The organism is Pedobacter sp. 05T44, from assembly GCF_056395985.1.
Genome location: NZ_JBFTKO010000012.1, coordinates 103,799 through 124,537 on the forward strand (window position 1 = coordinate 103,799; position 20,739 = coordinate 124,537).

Consider the following 20,739-nt stretch of genomic DNA (forward strand, 5'->3'; position numbering starts at 1 on the left):
TGTCTAAACTGTTTTTTTTGTAAAACCCTGCCTGGTCATCTCACCCCAGGAATTCTTCTTTCTCAGCAAATCAATATTCCCCTTAATAGCTGACCATACAACAAAAGGATGAAAAATAAATGGCTCTAAAAATGCCGTAATGATTAACATCAGCAGATCTTTGCTGCTTTTATACTGGTTATAGGTCAGTACTTCCATCAAAATGGCAAACACCGAATAAAGAAATCCGAAGCTGAATATAAACAGCAGCAGACCAATAAAAAAAGACCAGTGAATCAAGCCCAGTAATACGAAAATCACAAAACTCAGCAATCCCAGAAATTCCACGATTGGTGCTAAAAACTCAAAAAAGAACCAATAAGGATAACTGATCATCCCCAGTCGTCCGTATTTGGGGTTAAAGAACATCACTTTATGGAGCTGCAGGGTCTCTATGGTTCCTCTTGTCCAGCGGTTTCTCTGCCTGCCAAGAATTTTAAAAGATGCAGGTGCTTCGGTCCAGCAAAGCGGATCAGGAATAAAACTCACCTTATAAGGTACTTTTTGCTCTTCCATATACCTGCGCATCCTTACCACCAGCTCCATATCCTCCCCCACGGTATTGTGATTATATCCGCCGCATTTGATGACGATATCCCTATCGAATGCCCCGAAGGCACCTGAAATCAATAGCAAGCCGTTTAGACGGCTCCAGGCCATCCTGCCCAATAAAAATGCTCTGATGTACTCCAGGGTTTGCACCCTAGGAAGAAACTGTTTGGGCAGATTAACCTTTACCAATCGCCCGTTTTCGACAATACAGCTGTTGGCGATTCGGATTACTCCGCCCGTGGCGATAACCCTGATTTTGCTGTCTTCCAGAAAAGGTTTTGCCAGCTTCAGCAGGGCATCCTGCTCCAGGATACAGTCCACGTCAATACAAACGATATAATCATTTTGGGAGATGTTGACTCCCACATTAAGGGCATCTGCCTTCCCCCCGTTTTGCTTATCTACAATGATCAGCTTCTTGTAAACTGCCTTTCTGCTTTTGTAAACACCCAGCACGTCCTTGGTGGGAATCCTTTTGTTTACAAAAAAATCCGTCTTATAAAGGTCGTAGGCGCTGATCAGCTTCTCTAGAGAATCGTCTTTGCTCCCGTCGTTAATGATAATCACCTCCAAATTGTTGTAATTGATCGACAACAAAGACCTTACGTTTTCAATGATATTTGCACCTTCGTTATAGGCAGGCGCAAGAATACTGATACTTGGGGCCTGTGTCGAACTGGCCAGCACGCGGTAGTCTGTAAAACTGTTTTTACGCAGGTAAGTACGGATTTCGCCGATTGAATAACCGCCAATGAACATGTAGCAGGAAAGCAGCAGGATGGAATAGATCAGCAGTCCGTAGGTAAAAAAATCAAGCACTATTGTTTGCCAGCTCATACTCTAATTTCACTTTTAACCTGAGTAATTATTTCCTTCAACGGGTAGGACTGTGATTGTGGCCAAGCCATCAATAAGTCCATACCGGATTGACTGAGGCTTGCCATTGCTCGGACAACCGAGAGTTTCATTTCAAGATCTTCTGTATTTAAAAGTCCTTGTAATCGGGGTAGATCAGCTTCATCACCGATTTTTTTTACAGCCTTCAAAATGGCCAGCTGGTTATTATATTCTTCCAACGGGACCCTGTCCAATAGTTTTTTTGATGTGTCTTCACTGTAAATTTCCGTCAGGGTGTATATCGCCTGAGTCCTTACACTGGATTCGAGGTGTTCAAGGCAAGCAACAATCTCTTGGTAAAGTTCAAAATGATGGTAGTTACGGGCGAGTTTCAGCGCAAATACAACAACACTGGCATTTTCAGATTTAAGCCATTTGTCAATTCCGGTAAGGTTTACATGAGGGATAACAGACAGCTCCTTTAATAATTTCATCTGTTGCCACTCCGAGAGCTGATAAGTGATCACATCCAGAAACCGAAGCCCTTCAAACCCAAAAAGATTCAGCACGGCCAGCTGAGCTTCTGCCCGGACCAGTTCATTTTTATTGTTGGTGAAGCGGTATATCCTGGCAAGGTGCTCCTTGAGTTCCATGGTGCCAATCTGCTGGATCCCCACAGCCATAAGGTGCCACTTACCTGTTTCAATTAGCTTAATGGCATGGGTATCCAGGTCCAGCTGCAGGTACAGTTTTTTGATATTTTGTCCAGCTTGACCAGACATATTTTTCTTTGCCGCAGTAATCTTTTTGGTCAGCTGGGCCCTAAATCTGCTATTCTCCAGATTCACCCTCAGGCGCGGAGTGACCGGTATCGGCTGGTCAGCGCTACTGCCGCTTTCATTGAAAAAAATTGCCTTTCTGAGCAGTAAATCAATCATACTGTCCCATTTGGCATATTTTTTTCTCCATTTTTTCCGGATCAACAGGTAAGCGGTCATGAAAAAAATCAGAAATACTGCCGCACCGAAAAAGAACAATAAAAGCGCCTGAAAAAATATCATCTCGAATGAACAAGCATAAACCTTTTTATTCGCACAGACAACTCATTGGGGCTGAAAGGTTTGGTAATAAAGTCGTCGGCACCTAGGCGGAATGCTTCAAGAACGATATCCTCCTGTCCCATGGCAGAAAGCATAATAATAGGCGTCTGATCTTTTTCTCTTAGCGCTGCCACCACCTCCAAGCCTGAAAGATAAGGCATCATGATATCCGTAATTACCAGTTCAGGCAGGAACTGATCTATTTTTTCCAAAGCTTCCCTGCCGTCCCTGGCAAGGATGAGCTGATGTCCATCTTTCTTTAAACGGAATTCTAAAGTCCTGAGCATAAGCTCATCGTCTTCAGCAATTAGAATCTTCATATATTAGCAGTTAGGGATGATTAACTAATAATTTTAAAACGCGTTATGCTGACTCTAAGTTAAGTCTTTTAGCAAAAAAAAGGCAAAAATGTTTTGGAAAATGATTGGGAACTCAGTATTGGTCAATAATCTTTTTTATCCTGGCAATTTGGCAGACGTCATTTTAAACTAACCAACATTATCACCTCAATACCAAATATCCGTCTTCCGCCGTTTGTGGCACCCTGTTGATGTAAAACTGTCTTCGAGACTCTTCAAATCTTCTGCTGCCCAAGTTGATGCTTTAAGCAATTTTTTCCTGTAAGCAGATTTCTTACCTTGATTATTTTCCTGAATGGTTACACCTAAACCTTTAAGTATTTTACCAAAGTACTTTTTTTGTCAGGAATATTTATAATTAGCGTTTCCATATAACAAATATACTAAACGTTAGGATGTATATAAAATTTCCCAAGAATTGTCCTCAATACTCATCCATTCCAAATCGATCAATGGATTGAGAAATCTGTCAAAAAACTATGCTGAAGTCAGGATTACATGTTATCCTGAGCAGATAAATGCGAGATATAATAGGGTCTAGTTAGGCTTATGTTATCTCATCTTCCTCCCTTTTTTAGGCGGATTAAAGTTCATGACAAAGTTTTGAGTAAGATTTTTCTTTTGGTCAATTTCCTTCTTCATTCTTTGCATAGAAGTTTCAGCAAAAAAAACAGTTAAAATACCGGTATCTTTATGTTTAGCAGATTGTTTTAAAGCTTCAATATAAGCAGCCTTTTCTTCGGCTCCAATTATTACATGCGGCAGATTGAACTTTGCAAGTATGAAGTTTGAAATCAGACGGCCAGTTCTCCCGTTTCCGTCCGGAAAGGGATGTAGATAAATAAAAAACTGGTGAAACCTAGCGCTAATGTCCAGCGGATGTAATTCGGCCTTTTCCATAGCTAATTCTGTGGAACTGATCAATGATGGCATACGTGCAATACTCACCCTGAAATCTCCAAAAACCGTATCCCCTGCAGCCATTTGCGTGTTGGTATATTCCCCTGGCTCAAGGCCCTTCGCAAATTTAAGGGTATTTTCCGTTAGTATTCTTTGTACCTGTTTGATCAAATTTTCGGTTAAAGGCTGTTTTAGGTCGTTAAATACGAATTCATAGGCTTTAAAATGATCTAGGATTTCATATGCCTCATATAAAGACCTGTTGTTTAACTTTAAATTGAGGCCCTTTTCTTTAAGCTCGCGTGTTTCATCCACGGTAAAGGTATTCCCCTCTACTGCACAGCTGTGCGCAGAAAACAATATTTCGTTATATTCCTTAAAATCTTCGAGATTAAAGCTATCAATAATAACTTTGCTGTATTCTGCTACAAGCGCATCATATTTTTTAATCAAGCTCTCCATTTATTGTTTTGATTAAGGATTCAAAAGATGACTTTTAAAGATACACCAAATCTAAAAATATAGAAAAACACAAAAAAGCCTTCAAACGTATAATTTGAAGGCTTTAGTTTGGCATTGCTACCTTTAGCGGACCGGACGGGACTCGAACCCGCGACCTCCGCCGTGACAGGGCGGCATTCTAACCAGCTGAACTACCGGTCCGTTTTCCCTATTTTCGTTTCGTTGTTTCGTTTCGGGATTGCAAATATAGCGCCTTTATTTAACTTTGCAACATTTATTTTAAAATAGTTATAACTCCTTAATTCTCTGATAATTATTTTTTAGATCACAGATCCCTCTTTCATTTTCTCTGCATTCTCGGCGAACTGCAACGCATCAATTAGCTCCTGAACACCTCCATCCATCACTCCGTTTAGGTTATAAAGCGTTAAACCGATGCGGTGATCCGTTACCCTTCCCTGCGGATAGTTGTACGTTCTGATCTTCGCTGAGCGGTCACCAGTGGAAACCATAGTCTTACGTCTGGCGGCAATATCACCATTCTTCTTCTGCAATTCAATATCGTATAACTTACTACGAAGCATCTCCATTGCAATAACTCTGTTTCCTAGCTGAGAACGTTCCTGCTGACAAACTACTACAATACCGGAAGGCCTATGCGTTAACTGAACCTTAGTTTCAACCTTATTTACGTTCTGTCCACCCGCACCACCGGATCTGGAGGTTTGCAAATCAATATCTGCCGGATTAATGTAAAGATCTATCTCCTCAGCCTCAGGCAAAACAGCTACGGATGCAGCCGACGTATGAACCCGTCCCTGAGTCTCTGTATCCGGCACACGCTGAACCCTGTGTACTCCAGACTCATACTTTAACTGTCCATAAACATCTTCTCCACTTACTTTCAGGATCACCTCTTTGTATCCACCAGCAGTACCCTCGGTTACATCTACTGTTTCTACTTTCCATCCCTTTTGTTCAAAGAAACGGCTATACATTCTATATAAGTCGCCGGCAAACAAAGCTGCTTCATCACCACCTGTACCACCTCTAATCTCAAACACCGCATTCTTTGCATCCTCAGGATCCACAGGAATAAGCATCAAACGAACTTTCTCTTCTAATTCTTCCTGTTGTACCAGTAACAAGTCAAGCTCTTCTTTAGCCATCTCACGCATCTCAGGATCTTTCTCTGTACTCAAGATCTCTTTATTTGCCTCGATGTTGCTCATTACATTCTTGTAGACTTTATACTCTTCTACAATTTTACCTAAATCTTTATACTCTTTATTTAAAGCTGCAAAACGCTTCATATCCTGCATGGTATCAGGATTACTTAACTGCTCCTCAACATCTTCCCAACGCAGTTTAATTGCTTCTAATTTCTCTAACATATTCTTTTATTTCAGAAACTTTATAATTGTACCGTTAGCAACAAATAACACAACCTGTTTGTTAACAGCATCTTTTATCCAGATAACGATTTTTTATTCGGGCAGCAAAAATACGGCTTTTTCAGTTAACGACACTATAAATTTTTATCAGGAAAATATTTAAGGCTCAGCACATCGCCATCAAAAACCGCATATGAATTATAGGTAATCCATTCGCCCAGGTTCACATACTTAGTTCCGCCACCTAAATCCAAATCTAAAGGCAAGTGTCTATGCCCAAAAACAAAAAAATCATAGTGCTGTTTTACCATTTGCTCTTTAGCATATATGGCCAGCCATTCATTTTCAATGCCTTCAAAAACTTCCACTTTGCTACTGGCTGCCCTGCTGCTTCTAGACCAACCGTTTGCTATTCCCATTCCAATTCTTGGTGGAACCATTGAAAAGAGCCAGCGGCACACCGGATTTCTAAAGATTTTTCTCAGCATCTTATATTTCCTGTCGCCAGGTCCTAATCCGTCACCATGATGTAAAAAGAACGTTTTCCCATTTCTTTCAATTACAAGTTCGTCACTTATAATTTCAATCCCCATTTCCTTTGTGAAATAGTCGTTAACCCACATATCATGGTTGCCCTTAAAAAAATAGATCTTAATCCCTGCGTCTGTCATAGCCGCCAGCTTTCCCTGCAGGCGAATAAACCCTTTAGGTACTACAGTACTATATTCAAACCAGAAATCAAAAACATCTCCCATCAGGAAAAGTTCACTACATGTGGGCTCAATGGCGTTTAACCAACGAAGAATGCGATCTTCCCGCTTACGACTTTCAAAAAAATCCGGAGAGCCTAAATGAAAATCAGAGGCAAAATATATGTTCTTATTCATCAATAAAACAAAGATAAGTAAAATATTAGCTCAGTTTGTTGTCATAAGTTCTACGGAGTATCTAGATTATTTATAAATAGCATCGATATTATAACAAAAGTTTGTAAATTCGCACAAATTTTAAACACATGATTTCTACTGATATAGCCATAATTGGCGCCGGACCCGTAGGTTTATTTGCAATTTTTGAAGCAGGACTATTAAAAATGCGCTGCCATTTAATTGATTATTTACCGCAGGTGGGTGGCCAATTGTCTGAAATATATCCTAAAAAACCTATATACGACATCCCGGGCTACCCAACAGTATTGGCTCAGGAGCTTATAGATAACCTGATGGAGCAGGGAAAACCTTTCCACCCTGGTTTCACTTTAGGCGAGCGTATAGAAGGCTTAGAGAAACGTGGAGAAGGTGATTTTGTACTTACTACAAACATGGGTACTATTATAGAATCTAAAGTTGTGGTAATTGCGGGAGGTTTAGGTTGCTTTGAGCCTCGTAAACCGGCTGTATCTGGTTTAGAACAATTCGAAAACGGAAGAGGTGTTAACTACATGATTCTTGATCCGGAGCAATACCGTGGTCAGAAAATGGTGATTGCAGGTGGTGGTGACTCTGCCCTTGACTGGACCATATTTTTAGCCGACATCGTAGATGAATTAACTTTGGTACACCGCAGCGAAAGCTTCCGTGGCGCACCAGATTCAGTAAACAAAGTAATGGCATTAGCCGAAAGCGGCCGTATAAACCTTGTTTTAAACAGCAATCTAAATTCAGTATCTGGAAACGGAAAACTGGAAACGGTAGAGCTTATTCACAATAAGAGCCTTGAAACTACCGCAGTAGCTGCAGACCATTTAATTCCTTTATTCGGTTTAAGCCCTAAGTTAGGCCCTATTGAGCAATGGAACTTAAACATCAACAAAAGCGCTATAGAAGTTAATACCGACGATTATTCAACAAACATACCAGGCATTTATGCTATTGGTGATATCAATACTTACACTAACAAATTAAAACTGATCCTTTGTGGATTTCACGAAGCTGCTTTGATGAGCCATAGTGCATACCAATACATGAACCCAGGTGTTAAATACACCATGAAATACACCACTGTAAACGGCGTATCAGAATTTTAAGCATGGAAGACAATAACATTACCCTACACGTACAAAACCCTGATGGCAGCTTAACTACTCTTGAAGCCCCAGTAGATATGGGATTAAGCTTAATGGAGTACCTTAAAGCATGCGAATATGATATTCTTGCAACCTGCGGCGGAATGGCCTTATGTGCTACCTGCTGTGTAGATGTACTTGAAGGAGAGGAAAAGCTGAATGAAATGACAGATGACGAGTATGCAATGCTTGATACTTTACCAGATGTACTTCCAAATTCAAGACTTGCCTGCCAGCTTCAGCTAAATCCTGCTATGGATGGTTTAGTTGTTAAACTACATCACGCTGAATAAAAAAGGTCTTTAGTTTTCTGCTGTTGTTATTGCTGCAATCGTTTTGGTGGGGCTGCCTATAGTTTTATATTCACCCTCACCTTTTAATACCGCTAGCATTTTAGTGGAACTACCCAAAAGCGCCTTAGCTGCCTGAAGCTCCTTGTCGTATTGGAATGCCTGAATAACCTTTCCCTTCTCGTAATAATAACGGCTTACGATCTGTGTTTCTAAAACACGTTTTATTTCGGCTTTATAAGTGATAAGATCTGTTTTCTTAGCACCAAGCATCTTATCCTTTAAATCATCCAGATCTACCTTAACAACGCCCAATTTATTCTCTTTTTCTGCCTCATCTCGCAAATCAGACAATAAACGTTCAGTACGTGAAGCATACGAATAATCTTTACCCGCTAATGAGGCTACAAATTGATTGTAATCGTTATCTGTCAATTGAAAGTTACCAGCAGGAGCAATAGTTTTATTTTTCTTTTTATAATCATTAGCATAATCAAAAAACAGATTCTTGCTCATAATTGACATGGTAATAGGGCTTGGTCTGCTCGAGTTCACTACCACATCCGGATATACTCCGTTTCCATCATAAACGCTTCTGCCTGCACTGGTATTAAATTTATGAGATAACGAATCTGCAAACTTCAGTGTTTTCCCGTTTGCATCTTTATGCGCATAATCAAGCGCCTGAATACAGCGACCAGATGGCGTATAGTACTTAGCCACCGTAACCTTAACCAGGCTATTGTAAGGCAAATTAAAGGTTTGTTGTACCAACCCTTTACCAAAGCTTCGCTGGCCAACAATAATTGCTCTGTCGAGATCCTGCAATGATCCTGCAACAATCTCTGAAGCAGAAGCTGAGGAACCACCAACAAGCACTACCAATGGCATCTTCAGCAATAAAGGCTCAGTCATTGTTTTATAAACAATGGTTTTTTGCGGATTCCTACCCTTTTGGGTTACCACCAACACATCTCTGTTTACAAAAAGGTTAACTATTTTAACGGCTTCCTGTAAAATACCTCCACCGTTGTATCTTAAGTCAAGGATCATTCCCTTTGGCTGCTGCTTATTCAGGGCAATTGCGGCGTCCTTTACCTCCTGAGCAGAATTTTCAAGAAACTTATCTAAACGGATGTAGGCAATATTATCTTCCGTCATACCCGAATAAGGCACATTAGGTTGCTTAATCTCATCACGCACCAGCTTCTTAGTGATTACAGAACCGTCTCTTATAATCAACATATCTACTGTAGACCCTTTGGGGCCACGTAACAATTGGCTTATCTGATTACGGTCTTTCCCCTTTACCTCATTGCCATTTATCTTTACCAACTGATCTCCTGGCTTTACATCCTGCTTATCTGCCGGATATCCTTCAACCACTTCATTTACAAACAACTTACCTTCAATAGAAACCGTGCTGGCACCAATACCACCGTATTGCGTACTCACATACTTTAATTTATAATCTTCAATTTCAGATTCCGGGATGTATTCAGTGTAAGGATCAAGATTCTCCAACATCGCATCGATGCTGTTTCGCATAAGGTCAGATGGATTGGTTTCCTCTACATAATTGATGTTAATCTCTTTATATAAAGACGCAAAGATGTCCAGATTTTTAGATACCTGAAACAAGTCCTCTTTAAAAGACCATGTTAAAGAAGCGAAAGCTATAAGCGCAAAAACGGCAGCTAGTTTATATTGTTTCATCGTTCACCAATCTGTTTAATGGTAAACTTACAAATAAAAACACTCCAAAAAAATCCAAAAGTTAAAGTCTGTTCCCGTCAGGATCAGCCAGGGCCTTTTTTATGGTAAATTCAACATATTCTCTGTCTCTTTTAACCAAATCCATAAGCTGCTGTACAAGTTGATCTTCCTGTCCCGGAGCAAAAGAAAGATTCACTTGCGCCAAATCACGATATTTTCTTAAAAATTTAATTTTAACCTTTTGCCAGGTTTCAGGAGTAAGAGTAAAACTTGCCATAAATAAATACTTTAGCGCAAAAGTATGAAAATAAGAGATATCTCTGCAATAAAAAATCCCCGGTCATACAACCGGGGACTAACGAGAGATTACATTATTGGATTTTAAGAGTCAGTGTAGCTTTTTTAGTAAGGGTATTCTTATTAACCACCTCTATTTCCATAACCACAGAAGTGCCTTTTGCCAAATCACCAGGAACCTGATAACCAAGCAATAAAGAGTCTGTCCGACTAACTGAAGAATACGCTTTTTGATAAGGAGTTGTCGAAACAAGTGCCTGAGCATTTGCACCTACAGTTGATCTTAAATTGATTTTATCAATTGGATCATCAGACCAATATCTCAGGTCCAACTGTACATTAGTTCCTGCCGCTACATTGGTAGTTTGCGGAGGCTTAACCGTAAATCCTGCCACAACAGGTACCTTTCCAATAATTGTAATATTATCTTTTAGCCATTGGTCCGGATCATTCTTCTTGCATGCCGAAAACACGATCATGGCAGTAAAAGCAGCTATAAAGAGTTTTGATATTTTATTTTTCATATTCTTCAATATTAATTAAACAACCATAATTTCACAGCCTGATTGGCCACCTGAGGAACATTTGGATTTCTGCCCGGCTCATTATCTGCATATTTTGCACGCTGTACATAGCTTGTGCCCAATAAATTTTTAAATGGCGGAACTAAACCAGGATATATGGTATTACTATATTGATATCTTCTCATATCTGTCCAGGTTTCCATTTGCAGGAATAGCGCAATGTACTTTTGCAACATCACATCAGTAAGCGTTAAATTAGCAGAGCCTTTGCTGATAAGCGGATCATTAACATATTTATTAATATCATCTGTTCCTACCCCCAACTTCTGCATGTTCCCTTTAATTCCGTTTAAATATGCAGTATAGGCTCCCTCTTTGTTGGTAGCAAATAATGCTTCGGCCCTAATAAACTGAACCTCGGCATATGTCAATATAGTCACAGGCGATGTTCTTGCTCCGTAAAAGGTTTTTTCAGTGATATCACTATTTGCCAAACTAGCCCCTTGCTGGGTGCTCAAGGCACCAACCGGTCTGCCGATATAGGTGGCTGCACCAGCATTATCAAACAATTTCGGCAACCTTGGATCAATAAGTGCGTTAAAATACCCCGTTCCATTCATTAAGTTAACCATAAAATAAGAAGGGCGATGCTGTTTTGAGGCAATGGCTGGCTGACCAAGATTGGTATACCAAGGACTAGGCTTATCCTGAGTATATTTCACTTGCAAATCGGCTGCTCCGGTAACATCATCAATGGCCAGTGCAGCATCATCAGCCGCTTTAAGCGCATTAGATGGGTCTTTAGTTGATAAATTGATGTAATATCTGGCTCTTGCACCATAGGCTGCCTTTTTCCAGCTGGCAATTACACCTTTAAAAGCCAGATCAGTAGCGCCAACCTGTAATGCTGTATTTGTTGGCACAGGCTTATTTAAATCGGCTATTGCTCCGTCTAAAAGCTCTTTTAATGATACAGTGTATATATCTTGTTGCTTATCATAAGTCGGGCTAGGAACCGAAGGCCCTTTAAAAGCTTCTTTGTATGGCAAATCGCCCCATAAATCTGTACACTGCATTAAATTTAAAGCAAGTAATAGCTTTCCAATACCCGCATACTGAGGAGCTCCAGATACTTCCGATCTTTGGATAAGATCCTTTAAATTAGGCATTGCATCCCTATAGGCCGATTCCCATATGTTATCAAAACCATACGGATTATACGAATCTATATTTGCCTCGTATGCATTAAATCCGGCAAGGTATTGCGGATAGGCATTACCATATTGACCTGCGTTAAAAAACGAAGTTGCCGTAAATTGAATTGTTGAGGCCAGCAAGCCCGAAATGGTTGCCTGCTCTGGCGTCAGTCTCGATGGATCATCATTAATGTCCAGCTGTTTCTTACATGCTCCAAATATTACAGAAGCAGTAAGTAGTGCGACAAAAACTTTAAAACTTATATTTTTCATAACTGAATCTTAGAAATTAACATTTAAACCAAGAAATATACTTCTGGTAGTTGGCACACCAGTACCCACATATCCAACAGAATTTGAACCTGCTCCATAAGCACTTGCTTCAGGATCAAACCCAATAAAAGGAGTGCTTAACCACAAGTTATTTGCCGTTGCAGAAATTGATGCCGACTTAATAAAACTTTTGTTCAGCCAGCTTTTTGGCAATTCGTACGACAAGGACACATTCTGCAGCCTAATCCATGAAGCATCCTGGAATCCATTATTTTCAGGTGCCAGTTTATAAGGGAAACTGTTCGCATAAAAAAGCTGATCGATAACCACTTGCTTATCATTTGGAGCATATATAGGAGCTTCTGGTGTTCCTATGTTTTTCACTCCTTTAAATATTACCTGTGTATCTCTGATTTGTGTTTCGGCACCTATACCAGTAGAAAATCTTTGTGTTTTAGGAATATCAAATACATCGCCACCTCTTCTAAAGTTGAACATGAACGAGAAGGTTATCCCTTTATATGCTAAAGTACTTCCTAAACCACCTGTCCAGTCCGGATAGGCATTACCAATCAGGTAGTTATTAGATAACGGCTGAGGAATAATCGGATATCCATCAGCACCAATAACCAGCTGTCCGTTATATTCACTATTCTGATCTGTAACACGGGTATATGGCCATCCGTACCAATCGCCCGGTCTTCCGCCTGTTTTTATGATTTGTTTTACCCACGGACTTTCTGGGTTGAACTGGATTTCATTTACTCCCGGAGGCATAGAAAGCACCCTTCCTTTTGTGCGCGACCAATTTGCACTTACATCCCATTTAAAGTCATCACTTTTAACAACGGTTGCAGTTAACAGGAACTCTAAAGATTTATTTCTGATCTTTCCGGCATTGGTTACAAAAATATCATAGCCTGATGCGTAACTAATAGGAACAGGTACAATCTGGTCAATACTGTTCAGAATCGCATAGTTTGCATCTAAAGTTAAGCGACTTTTAAAGAAATGAAATTCACCCCCTACCTCTAGTCCTTTTGTTCTTTCAGGACGTAAAGATTCAGAGCCTATCTTAATATCACGTCTTACACCGCTTACGCCATCAAATGCAGCCAATGTAGAGTAATATTCACCAATCTGATAAGGATCAGCATCTTTACCCACTTCAGCATACGAAAGCCTTAACTTACCGAAGTTAAATATGTCGTTCTCCTGTAAGCCCAAAGTCTCGGTAAATACATACGATAAGCTGGTCGAAGGATAAAAGAATGAGCGGTTACTCTGCGGTAAGGTAGATGACCAGTCATTTCTTCCTGTTACACTTAAGAAAACAGTATTGTCGTAACTCACATTTAAATCACCAAAAATACCGATGATATTCTTTTTACCCGGATAGGTTAAAGTAGTATATACGTTGTAGTTATTAATACTCTCTACATTAGGAACAACCGCCTGAGCGCCATTAAGAGATAAGTTGGTTCTGTTAATATGGGTATATGAATGACCTAATAAGAAATTCACAAACCATTTCTCGCCAAACTGCTTGCTTGCCCTGGCATAGAAATTAGAGTTCACCTCGCTATAGCTAATCCGTTGCTCGGTCATAGACCCCAGCGTACTGATCAGCAATCCTTTTTCATTATAAATCTGTCTGAAATCGGTGTAGTTGTCAATACCGGCTTTGTAGTTAAAGGTTAACCAGTCGTTTGCTTTAAACTCTGCGCCCAAATTTCCTATTACCCTGTTTACATTATCCTTTAAAAAAGCATTTTCAGTAAAATAGAACGGATTTTGAATAGAGGCATTATACGTTTTTTCAGTTCCATCCGGATTTAGGTAGTCTGCAGGGTTAACTGTATTGGTATGACGCATCAAATAAAATATTGTACCCGAGGTGATACCGGTACGAGGATTTTTACCACCGGAATTAATATAATTTGCAGATCCTTCAAATTTGAATTTTTCCGAGGCCTTTAATGTCCCCGAAAGTCTGATGGATGTTTTGCCGTAATCAGAATTCGGCACAACTCCCTTTTGTTCTGAGTTCGAAATTGAAGTAAAATAAGTAGCATTATCATTTCCTCCGCTAAAAGTAAAGGAATTCTGTGTCTGATGCCCTGTTTTAAAGAACACATCGTAAGGGTTATAAACGGGTATACCGCTTTCAATTTTAGGCCCCCAGCTATTTACACTCGGCACATATGCTCCACCGTTACCATTACCATAGGTTGTTTGTATTGGAGGTGTTTTTGTTACGTCGTCGAAACTAACGGAACTTTTAAAATTAAAGCTAGGTTTACCAGACTTACCTGATTTAGTAGTAATGATGATGGCACCGTTGGCAGCCCTTAAACCATACAATACAGAGGCAGCTGGTCCCTTAAGGATGGTCATTGTTTCAATATCCTCTGGGTTTATATCACCGGCACGGTTAGGGTTTTGAAAGTTATCACTGTTGATACCAATTAGATCAGTACTGTTGGAAATAGGAATACCATCTACAACAAACAATGGCTGATTATCGGCCGAAGGATTCAAAGAGTTAATCCCTCTGATCTGAACTCTTGTACCTGAACCTGCAGCCCCACCGGAGCTTGTAATTTGAACACCGGATGCTTTCCCCTTTAACGCATTTAACACGTTAGACTGGTTGGTATTTGTAATATCCGCTGCTTTAATGTCCTGAGTTGCGTACCCTAAGGATCTTTTTTGTTGTTTAATACCAAGGGCGGTAACCACAACCTCACTTAGTGCTTTTGAGTCTGGAACCATGGCAACATCTAGTGTTGTTGTGCTGCCCACTGTTTTTTCTTGCGTAATCATACTCACATAAGAAAAAACCAACACATCATTTTCGTTGGCTTTAATACTGTACCCCCCGTTATTAGCGGTTTGAACAACAGTAGACGTTCCTTTTATTTTTACGGAAACGCCCGGGATGGGAAGCCCATCTTCAGTTGAGGTGACTTTACCTGTAATCGTTTTTTGCTGGGCAAATGTTTGGGAAATTAGCAAAAAACCAACTGTAATAAACAGAAGTAGTTTTTTTTTCATGAACGATAGTTTGGTTAATAAATTTAAGTTCTCGTTTGGCTATTTGCGGGGAAATACGGTTTTTCAAAACACGCAATTACACGCAAAAAATCAAACCTCTAGTAAATATCATAAATGTTTTTCATTTATTTACAAAATAAACAACTATTTCATTCTTGTTACACAAATCAATATTGCACAAACCTGCATAAACCCGCATTAAATTATTAATCGTTTTTTATTACTTTAGTCAAAAAATTAAACAGATGTTGAAAAAAGAAAGACATGATTTTGTAATGAGGCAAATCAATTTACACAATCGCGTTCTTACCTCAGACCTTGTTCAGTTGTTGAATGTTTCTGAGGATACCATCAGGCGCGACCTCCAGGAATTGTCGGACAACAACAAGCTGTTCAAGGTTCATGGTGGCGCATTGTCAAAATCTTACCAATCTTCTTTTGATGATAGTTCTGTGTATGCCAAGGATGCTAAAATCAGTATCGCCAAAAAAGCCATTTCACTTATAAAAGATGGCATGGTTGTTTTAACTGGAGGAGGAACTACCATAATTGAAGTGGCCAAGCTTCTTCCAGAGAATTTACACGCCACTTTTTTTACCATTAGCCCATTTGTAGCTATTGAACTGGCCAAATATGCAAAGATAGAGGTAATTCTTATCGGAGGTCTGTTCTCTAAGAATTCGCAGGTAACTTACGGCGGACATGTGATAAATCAGTTATCAGAAATCAGTGCTGATCTTTGTTTGCTTGGAACAAGCGCGCTTCATCCAACCGATGGCTTAACAGATACCGACTGGGAAATTAATCAGCTTAAAAAAACGATGCTTAACTTTTCAAAAAGAACGGCAGTACTTTGCATCTCCGAAAAGCTAGACATATCATTAAGACTTAAAGTAGCTGCCCTGGAAAATATCGACTATTTAGTTACTGAGCTCCCTGCAGACGATGTAACCTTAAATGCCTACCATCGTAAAAACCTGCAGATTCTTTAAAAAGGTAAACAGATTTTACCCATACAAATTGATGGAACACCTGCCCTATCGCCAAAATTGATGGCAGTGCCCGTTAATGTTTCATTAGCCAATACGGCAAACAGAACAGCTTCTTTAGCATCCGGATTTATTTGCAGGTCTTCTGTGGTATAAAACCTGGCATTGGGCAACCCTTCTTTAAGTTGCTTTACAAGCAAGGGGTTATGCATACCACCCCCACTCATATATATCGATGGTTTTTGGTTGTCGCCAAAGCACTTTTCGATGGCATCAACAATAACCTGGGCGGTAAAACTGCATAGGGTTGTCATTATGTCTTCATTGTTAAGGCTACTCGTTTTTGATCGCTCCTGTGCAGCCTTTAAATACTTCAGATTAAACAATTCCGGCCCTGTTGTTTTGGGAAACTGTGCAGTTAAAAAATCTGACTGCATCAATTCCTTAAGCAATGCAGCGCTTACCACACCCGCTTTAGCTATTGTAGCGTTTTGATCAAAATATAGTCCTTCGTAGTGGTGCTGAACAAATTGGTCCATTAAAGTATTCCCTGGGCCAACATCTGTAGAAAACACTTTTGCCGCATCATTATCACCTGGTAAATACGTAAAATTGGCTATCCCTCCTATATTCAGCATCACCCGATCTTCTCCCTTTTCAGAAAACAGCAGATAATCGCCATATACGGCAAGGGGGGCGCCTTCACCTCCCGCTGCAATATGCTTTTGTCTAAAATCACATATGGTAACGACACCTGTTTTCACCGCAATATGATCCCCATCGCCTATCTGCAAAGTGCCATTTGGATAATCAGACAATTTATGCAAAGAGGCAGGTGCATGAAAAATAGTTTGTCCGTGACTTGCAATTAGATCAACGTCCTCAGGCTTTAATCCCCACGATTCAATAACCTTTAAAATCATCTCGGCATGGATTAATCCTATTTTTTCATTCATTAGGCAAACCATTTGCAGATCGGCATCTTTTCTGGAAAATATAGCTTTCACCTCTGCTTTAAAAGCATTAGAATAAGGAACCGTTTTAAAATTCTTAACCTTAACCTTTGTTGCTGCACCGCTTCCGCTAATATTGCAAAGGGCAATATCCAATCCATCAAGTGAAGTACCCGACATTAATCCGATTATTAATCTTTCCTTTTTCTCAATGGTATGAAAAAGTCTGGCCCAGTTGGTATTCATAGTTAGAATTTTGCATCTGCAAGATATTAAATCCTCACATGATTTACACTTCATTCACAATTTCTTCACAAAAAGGTACCTGTTTGTGGGTTTGCTATGAACAAGCTCCGAACAATCCTCGAAGAAACTCCAAATCAATTAAAAAAAAATTTCAGGCTTGCTATTTTCAAAAACACCGTTTACTCAACATCTCAATCGATTGTGTAAAATACAATCCGTAATACCAACCGGTTAATGACCTGAATTTAGCCTTTTTACCAAATTAAAATTCTTGTTATACCCAATAGAGTCGCTATATTTACTGCTCCGTACAAACTTTAAGAACAAAAATAAATGGCAAGATTAAATCTTCTGGAAGAAACGCGTTTTGAAAAATTACCCGTTTCTGTCTTTGAAAACCCTAAGGCCGCATCACTTAGCGTGGCTAAACGTATCGGGGATCTGATTAAAGAAAAACAAAAGAATAACACTCAGGCTGTTTTAGGTTTAGCTACTGGAGCTACACCTATTGCAGTGTATGCAGAATTAGTAAGAATGCATAAAGAAGAGGGTTTAAGCTTTAAAAACGTGATCACGTTTAACCTGGATGAGTATTATCCGATGCAGCCAGACGCTGCTCAAAGCTATGTTTCTTTTATGAACGAGCATTTGTTTGATCACATCGACATCGACAAAAACAATGTTAACATCCCTGATGGAACATTGAGTCTAGAAGAAATTCCTGCTTTTTGCCTTGCCTATGAAAAAAAGATTGGAGATCTGGGAGGTTTAGACATCCAGATATTGGGTATTGGACGTACCGGTCACATTGGTTTCAATGAGCCGGGTTCTGCGCCAAATTCCGGTACTCGTTTGGTAACTCTTGATGACCTTACAAGACGTGATGCTGCAAGAGATTTTGGTGGTAAATCTTTTGTGCCTACAAAAGCAATTACCATGGGTATTGGTACTATATTCAAAGCCCGCGAAATTATTTTGATGGCATGGAACAGAAAAAAAGCTTCCATCATTAAAAAAGCTGTTGAAGGCGAAATTTCAAGTGACGTTCCTGCTACCTACCTACAGCTTTCTGAGCATGTTGAGTTCATTTTGGATCAGGACGCAGCTTCTTTATTAACCCGTTTTGATACGCCTTGGTTGGTAAAAGATTGCGTTTGGGATGAAAAACTAACCAGAAAAGCAGTAATCTGGCTGGCAAATCATTTAGGTAAACCTGTTCTTAAACTTACCGAGGATGACTACAATAACAATGGCATGGCTCAGTTGGCTATCGACAGAGGCCCTGTTTACAACATCAACATAGACATCTTTAATAAATTACAACACACTATTACCGGATGGCCGGGCGGCAAACCTAATGCTGACGACTCGCAAAGACCGGAAAGAGCTGAACCTGCTAAAAAGCGTTCAATTATTTTCTCTCCGCACCCTGATGATGACGTAATTTCAATGGGTGGTACTTTTATCCGTTTGGTAGATCAGAAACATGATGTACACGTAGCTTACCAAACTTCAGGTAATACTGCAGTATGGGATGATGATGCACTTCGTTTTGTTGAATTTAGCATTGATTTTTCTGAAAAAATGGGTCTTGGTAAAGACGAGTTAAAAGGATTGTACAACAACATGCGCGATTTTATGGAGAAAAAACAACCAAATCAGGTTGATACTCCAGAAATTCAAACGGTAAAAGGCTTGATCAGAAAAGGAGAGGCTATTGCAGGTGCACGTTACTGCGGACTTGAAGATGATCATATTCATTTCATGGCGCTTCCTTTTTACGAAAGCGGAAAAAACAATAAAAACCCTGTTACCGATCTGGATATTCAATTAACAATGGACCTTTTGCAAAAGGTTAAACCAGAGCAAGTATTTGCTGCCGGAGATTTTGAAGATCCACATGGAACTCACATCGTTTGCTTCAATATCATTTTAGAAGCGTTAAAGCGTTTAGCAAAAACTGAAAGCTGGGTTAAAGATTGCTGGTTATGGATGTACCGTGGTGCATGGCAGGAATTTGAAACTCATGAAATTGAAATGGCTGTTCCGCTTAGTCCACAAGAGGTGGAAAGAAAGAAATTCGCTATTTTCAAACACCAGTCGCAAAAAGACAGAGCTGTTTTCCCTGGTGATGATGCCAGAGAATTCTGGAAAAGAGCTGAGGACAGAAACAGAGAAACTGCCCAGGCTTATGACAATTTGGGATTAGCAAACTACGAGGCGATGGAAGCCTTTGTACGCTATAAATTTTAATTATATTTATAATCGCTATTGTGTTTACGCAATAGCGATTATTTTGTAATTAATTCCCCATTCATGACTTCTATTTCAGCCAATACTGATACTCCGGCAAGACTATTATCCCTTGATTTTTTTAGAGGCGCCACGGTAGCGGCTATGATACTTGTAAATAATCCCGGAGATTGGGGTAATATTTACGCTCCTCTTGAACACGCAGAATGGAATGGCTGCACGCCTACAGATCTAATTTTTCCTTTCTTTCTATTTATTGTTGGTGTTTCAATTGCTTACGCGATGGGAAGCAAAAAAACTGATCCTGCAACACATAACAAAACCATTTTAAAAGCACTTAAAAGAGCGTTTATCCTATTTGGCTTAGGATTATTCCTATCCTTATTTCCCAAGGTATTTACTGATCCTATAGGTGCCTTTCAGCATGTACGCATTCCCGGGGTGCTACAGCGGATCGCAGTAGTATTCTTTATTTCGTCCATTATATTTCTTAAAAATTCCGAAAAAAACATCTTCAGGATATTAATTGCCTTGTTAGCTGTTTACTGGGCATTAATGACATTTGTACCTGTTCCCGGCGTTGGATATGCTAATCTTGAAAAAGAAACCAATCTTGGTGCATGGATAGACAGGGGCATACTAACTGAGGCCCATCTATGGAAATCAGCCAAGACCTGGGATCCGGAAGGCATCTTTAGTACCATTCCGGCAATTGCAACAGGCTTATTCGGGATTCTGGTTGGCGTTTACCTAAAACGTAAAGATATTGATGCCGCTTCTAAAATAGCCTGGCTATTTACTACCGGTTGTGCCGCCGTAGTTTTAGGTTTATTATGGGATTTACAATTTCCAATTAATAAATCATTATGGACTAGTTCCTTTGTTTTGTACACTGGCGGGTTAGCAACGGTGATACTTGCCCTTAGTTATTGGATAATAGATGTTCACCAATACAATCGCTTTACCAAACCTTTTGTGGTATACGGCGTAAATGCAATTACAGTATTTTTTTTATCGGGGTTGATACCACGTATATTGGGTATGATCCATGTAAAAAACAGCGCCGGCACCGAAGTAACCTTACAAGCTTGGCTTTACTCAGGTTTCTCTTCCTATTTCTCTCCAATTAATGCATCACTAGCCTGGGCAATTGCCTTCATATTGTTCTGGCTGATAATTCTTTGGGCGATGTATAATAAAAAAATTATTATAAAAGTTTAAATTTAGCCCATTAACT

At 39.7% G+C, this 20,739-nt stretch carries 17 protein-coding genes and 1 tRNA gene; 5 read left to right on the forward strand and 13 right to left on the reverse strand.

Annotated features, from left to right (window positions below):
- Positions 1 to 3 precede the first annotated feature (3 nt).
- From AC1DDK_RS18210 to AC1DDK_RS18240, 7 genes are all read right to left on the reverse strand, one after another.
- Complete coding sequence (locus tag AC1DDK_RS18210; RefSeq protein ID WP_172662172.1) at positions 4 to 1,428, reverse strand: glycosyltransferase family 2 protein; 1,425 nt, start codon at positions 1,426 to 1,428, stop codon at positions 4 to 6.
- Positions 1,425 to 2,489: a HEAT repeat domain-containing protein gene (locus AC1DDK_RS18215; RefSeq protein ID WP_337716986.1), complete on the reverse strand. Its 1,065-nt coding sequence runs from the start codon at positions 2,487 to 2,489 to the stop codon at positions 1,425 to 1,427. The genes AC1DDK_RS18210 and AC1DDK_RS18215 overlap by 4 nt, the downstream gene beginning before the upstream one ends.
- Positions 2,486 to 2,848 (reverse strand): response regulator transcription factor, encoded by a 363-nt coding sequence (locus AC1DDK_RS18220; protein ID WP_172662174.1) that lies wholly within the window; start codon positions 2,846 to 2,848, stop codon positions 2,486 to 2,488. Before AC1DDK_RS18220 ends, AC1DDK_RS18215 begins: the two co-directional genes overlap by 4 nt.
- A gap of 591 nt (positions 2,849 to 3,439) precedes the next feature.
- Positions 3,440 to 4,249 (reverse strand): Fic family protein, encoded by an 810-nt coding sequence (locus AC1DDK_RS18225; RefSeq protein ID WP_337716988.1) that lies wholly within the window; start codon positions 4,247 to 4,249, stop codon positions 3,440 to 3,442.
- 127 nt (positions 4,250 to 4,376) lie between these two features.
- Positions 4,377 to 4,450 (reverse strand) — tRNA-Asp (locus AC1DDK_RS18230).
- A 119-nt stretch (positions 4,451 to 4,569) separates the two neighbouring features.
- Positions 4,570 to 5,643 carry a peptide chain release factor 1 gene (gene prfA, locus AC1DDK_RS18235; protein WP_337716991.1) on the reverse strand — a complete coding sequence of 358 codons (1,074 nt, stop codon included), beginning with the start codon at positions 5,641 to 5,643 and terminating at the stop codon, positions 4,570 to 4,572.
- 134 nt (positions 5,644 to 5,777) lie between these two features.
- Positions 5,778 to 6,530, reverse strand: coding sequence for a UDP-2,3-diacylglucosamine diphosphatase (locus AC1DDK_RS18240; protein ID WP_337716993.1), 753 nt, complete (start codon positions 6,528 to 6,530; stop codon positions 5,778 to 5,780).
- A 128-nt stretch (positions 6,531 to 6,658) separates the two neighbouring features.
- Here AC1DDK_RS18240 and AC1DDK_RS18245 point away from each other — a divergent pair, with 128 nt between their 5' ends.
- Both AC1DDK_RS18245 and AC1DDK_RS18250 read left to right on the forward strand, forming a co-directional pair.
- Positions 6,659 to 7,669 (forward strand): NAD(P)/FAD-dependent oxidoreductase, encoded by a 1,011-nt coding sequence (locus AC1DDK_RS18245; RefSeq protein WP_172662178.1) that lies wholly within the window; start codon positions 6,659 to 6,661, stop codon positions 7,667 to 7,669.
- Between the two features lie 2 nt (positions 7,670 to 7,671).
- Positions 7,672 to 8,001 carry a 2Fe-2S iron-sulfur cluster-binding protein gene (locus AC1DDK_RS18250; RefSeq protein ID WP_068889978.1) on the forward strand — a complete coding sequence of 110 codons (330 nt, stop codon included), beginning with the start codon at positions 7,672 to 7,674 and terminating at the stop codon, positions 7,999 to 8,001.
- Between the two features lie 9 nt (positions 8,002 to 8,010).
- Here the strand turns inward: AC1DDK_RS18250 and AC1DDK_RS18255 are convergent, their stop codons facing one another.
- The 5 genes from AC1DDK_RS18255 to AC1DDK_RS18275 form a co-directional block, all read right to left on the reverse strand.
- Positions 8,011 to 9,714 carry a S41 family peptidase gene (locus AC1DDK_RS18255; protein ID WP_172662179.1) on the reverse strand — a complete coding sequence of 568 codons (1,704 nt, stop codon included), beginning with the start codon at positions 9,712 to 9,714 and terminating at the stop codon, positions 8,011 to 8,013.
- Positions 9,715 to 9,775: 61 nt separating this feature from the next.
- Positions 9,776 to 9,991, reverse strand: a complete 216-nt coding sequence (locus tag AC1DDK_RS18260; protein ID WP_048908302.1) for a hypothetical protein — start codon at positions 9,989 to 9,991, stop codon at positions 9,776 to 9,778.
- A gap of 94 nt (positions 9,992 to 10,085) precedes the next feature.
- A complete protein-coding gene (locus AC1DDK_RS18265) occupies positions 10,086 to 10,535 on the reverse strand; it encodes a hypothetical protein (RefSeq protein WP_172662180.1) in 450 nt (149 codons plus the stop codon).
- Positions 10,536 to 10,546: 11 nt separating this feature from the next.
- Positions 10,547 to 12,004 (reverse strand): SusD/RagB family nutrient-binding outer membrane lipoprotein, encoded by a 1,458-nt coding sequence (locus tag AC1DDK_RS18270; RefSeq protein ID WP_337716995.1) that lies wholly within the window; start codon positions 12,002 to 12,004, stop codon positions 10,547 to 10,549.
- A 9-nt stretch (positions 12,005 to 12,013) separates the two neighbouring features.
- Positions 12,014 to 15,061: a SusC/RagA family TonB-linked outer membrane protein gene (locus AC1DDK_RS18275; protein ID WP_337716996.1), complete on the reverse strand. Its 3,048-nt coding sequence runs from the start codon at positions 15,059 to 15,061 to the stop codon at positions 12,014 to 12,016.
- A 245-nt stretch (positions 15,062 to 15,306) separates the two neighbouring features.
- Between AC1DDK_RS18275 and AC1DDK_RS18280 the strand changes: the two genes are divergently transcribed.
- On the forward strand, positions 15,307 to 16,053 hold the full coding sequence (locus AC1DDK_RS18280) for a DeoR/GlpR family DNA-binding transcription regulator (RefSeq protein ID WP_048908297.1): 747 nt from the start codon (positions 15,307 to 15,309) through the stop codon (positions 16,051 to 16,053).
- On the opposite strand, the gene AC1DDK_RS18285 is transcribed toward AC1DDK_RS18280, so the two are convergent.
- Complete coding sequence (locus AC1DDK_RS18285; protein ID WP_288883350.1) at positions 16,050 to 17,249, reverse strand: anhydro-N-acetylmuramic acid kinase; 1,200 nt, start codon at positions 17,247 to 17,249, stop codon at positions 16,050 to 16,052. The genes AC1DDK_RS18280 and AC1DDK_RS18285 overlap by 4 nt on opposite strands.
- Positions 17,250 to 17,582: 333 nt before the next feature.
- On the opposite strand from AC1DDK_RS18285, the gene nagB reads away from it, so the two are divergent.
- Positions 17,583 to 19,502, forward strand: a complete 1,920-nt coding sequence (nagB, locus tag AC1DDK_RS18290; RefSeq protein ID WP_172662184.1) for a glucosamine-6-phosphate deaminase — start codon at positions 17,583 to 17,585, stop codon at positions 19,500 to 19,502.
- A 63-nt stretch (positions 19,503 to 19,565) separates the two neighbouring features.
- Positions 19,566 to 20,723 carry an acyltransferase family protein gene (locus AC1DDK_RS18295; RefSeq protein ID WP_288883351.1) on the forward strand — a complete coding sequence of 386 codons (1,158 nt, stop codon included), beginning with the start codon at positions 19,566 to 19,568 and terminating at the stop codon, positions 20,721 to 20,723.
- Positions 20,724 to 20,739 lie beyond the last annotated feature (16 nt).

Bases quoted from the DNA above. Each gene is read 5' to 3' on its own strand.
- AC1DDK_RS18210 (WP_172662172.1), bottom strand. From the start codon at position 1,428: ATGAGCTGGCAAACAATAGTGCTTGATTTTTTTACCTACGGACTGCTG.
- AC1DDK_RS18215 (WP_337716986.1), bottom strand. From the start codon at position 2,489: ATGATATTTTTTCAGGCGCTTTTATTGTTCTTTTTCGGTGCGGCAGTA.
- AC1DDK_RS18220 (WP_172662174.1), bottom strand. From the start codon at position 2,848: ATGAAGATTCTAATTGCTGAAGACGATGAGCTTATGCTCAGGACTTTA.
- AC1DDK_RS18225 (WP_337716988.1), bottom strand. From the start codon at position 4,249: ATGGAGAGCTTGATTAAAAAATATGATGCGCTTGTAGCAGAATACAGC.
- prfA (WP_337716991.1), bottom strand. From the start codon at position 5,643: ATGTTAGAGAAATTAGAAGCAATTAAACTGCGTTGGGAAGATGTTGAG.
- AC1DDK_RS18240 (WP_337716993.1), bottom strand. From the start codon at position 6,530: ATGAATAAGAACATATATTTTGCCTCTGATTTTCATTTAGGCTCTCCG.
- AC1DDK_RS18245 (WP_172662178.1), top strand. From the start codon at position 6,659: ATGATTTCTACTGATATAGCCATAATTGGCGCCGGACCCGTAGGTTTA.
- AC1DDK_RS18250 (WP_068889978.1), top strand. From the start codon at position 7,672: ATGGAAGACAATAACATTACCCTACACGTACAAAACCCTGATGGCAGC.
- AC1DDK_RS18255 (WP_172662179.1), bottom strand. From the start codon at position 9,714: ATGAAACAATATAAACTAGCTGCCGTTTTTGCGCTTATAGCTTTCGCT.
- AC1DDK_RS18260 (WP_048908302.1), bottom strand. From the start codon at position 9,991: ATGGCAAGTTTTACTCTTACTCCTGAAACCTGGCAAAAGGTTAAAATT.
- AC1DDK_RS18265 (WP_172662180.1), bottom strand. From the start codon at position 10,535: ATGAAAAATAAAATATCAAAACTCTTTATAGCTGCTTTTACTGCCATG.
- AC1DDK_RS18270 (WP_337716995.1), bottom strand. From the start codon at position 12,004: ATGAAAAATATAAGTTTTAAAGTTTTTGTCGCACTACTTACTGCTTCT.
- AC1DDK_RS18275 (WP_337716996.1), bottom strand. From the start codon at position 15,061: ATGAAAAAAAAACTACTTCTGTTTATTACAGTTGGTTTTTTGCTAATT.
- AC1DDK_RS18280 (WP_048908297.1), top strand. From the start codon at position 15,307: ATGTTGAAAAAAGAAAGACATGATTTTGTAATGAGGCAAATCAATTTA.
- AC1DDK_RS18285 (WP_288883350.1), bottom strand. From the start codon at position 17,249: ATGAATACCAACTGGGCCAGACTTTTTCATACCATTGAGAAAAAGGAA.
- nagB (WP_172662184.1), top strand. From the start codon at position 17,583: ATGGCAAGATTAAATCTTCTGGAAGAAACGCGTTTTGAAAAATTACCC.
- AC1DDK_RS18295 (WP_288883351.1), top strand. From the start codon at position 19,566: ATGACTTCTATTTCAGCCAATACTGATACTCCGGCAAGACTATTATCC.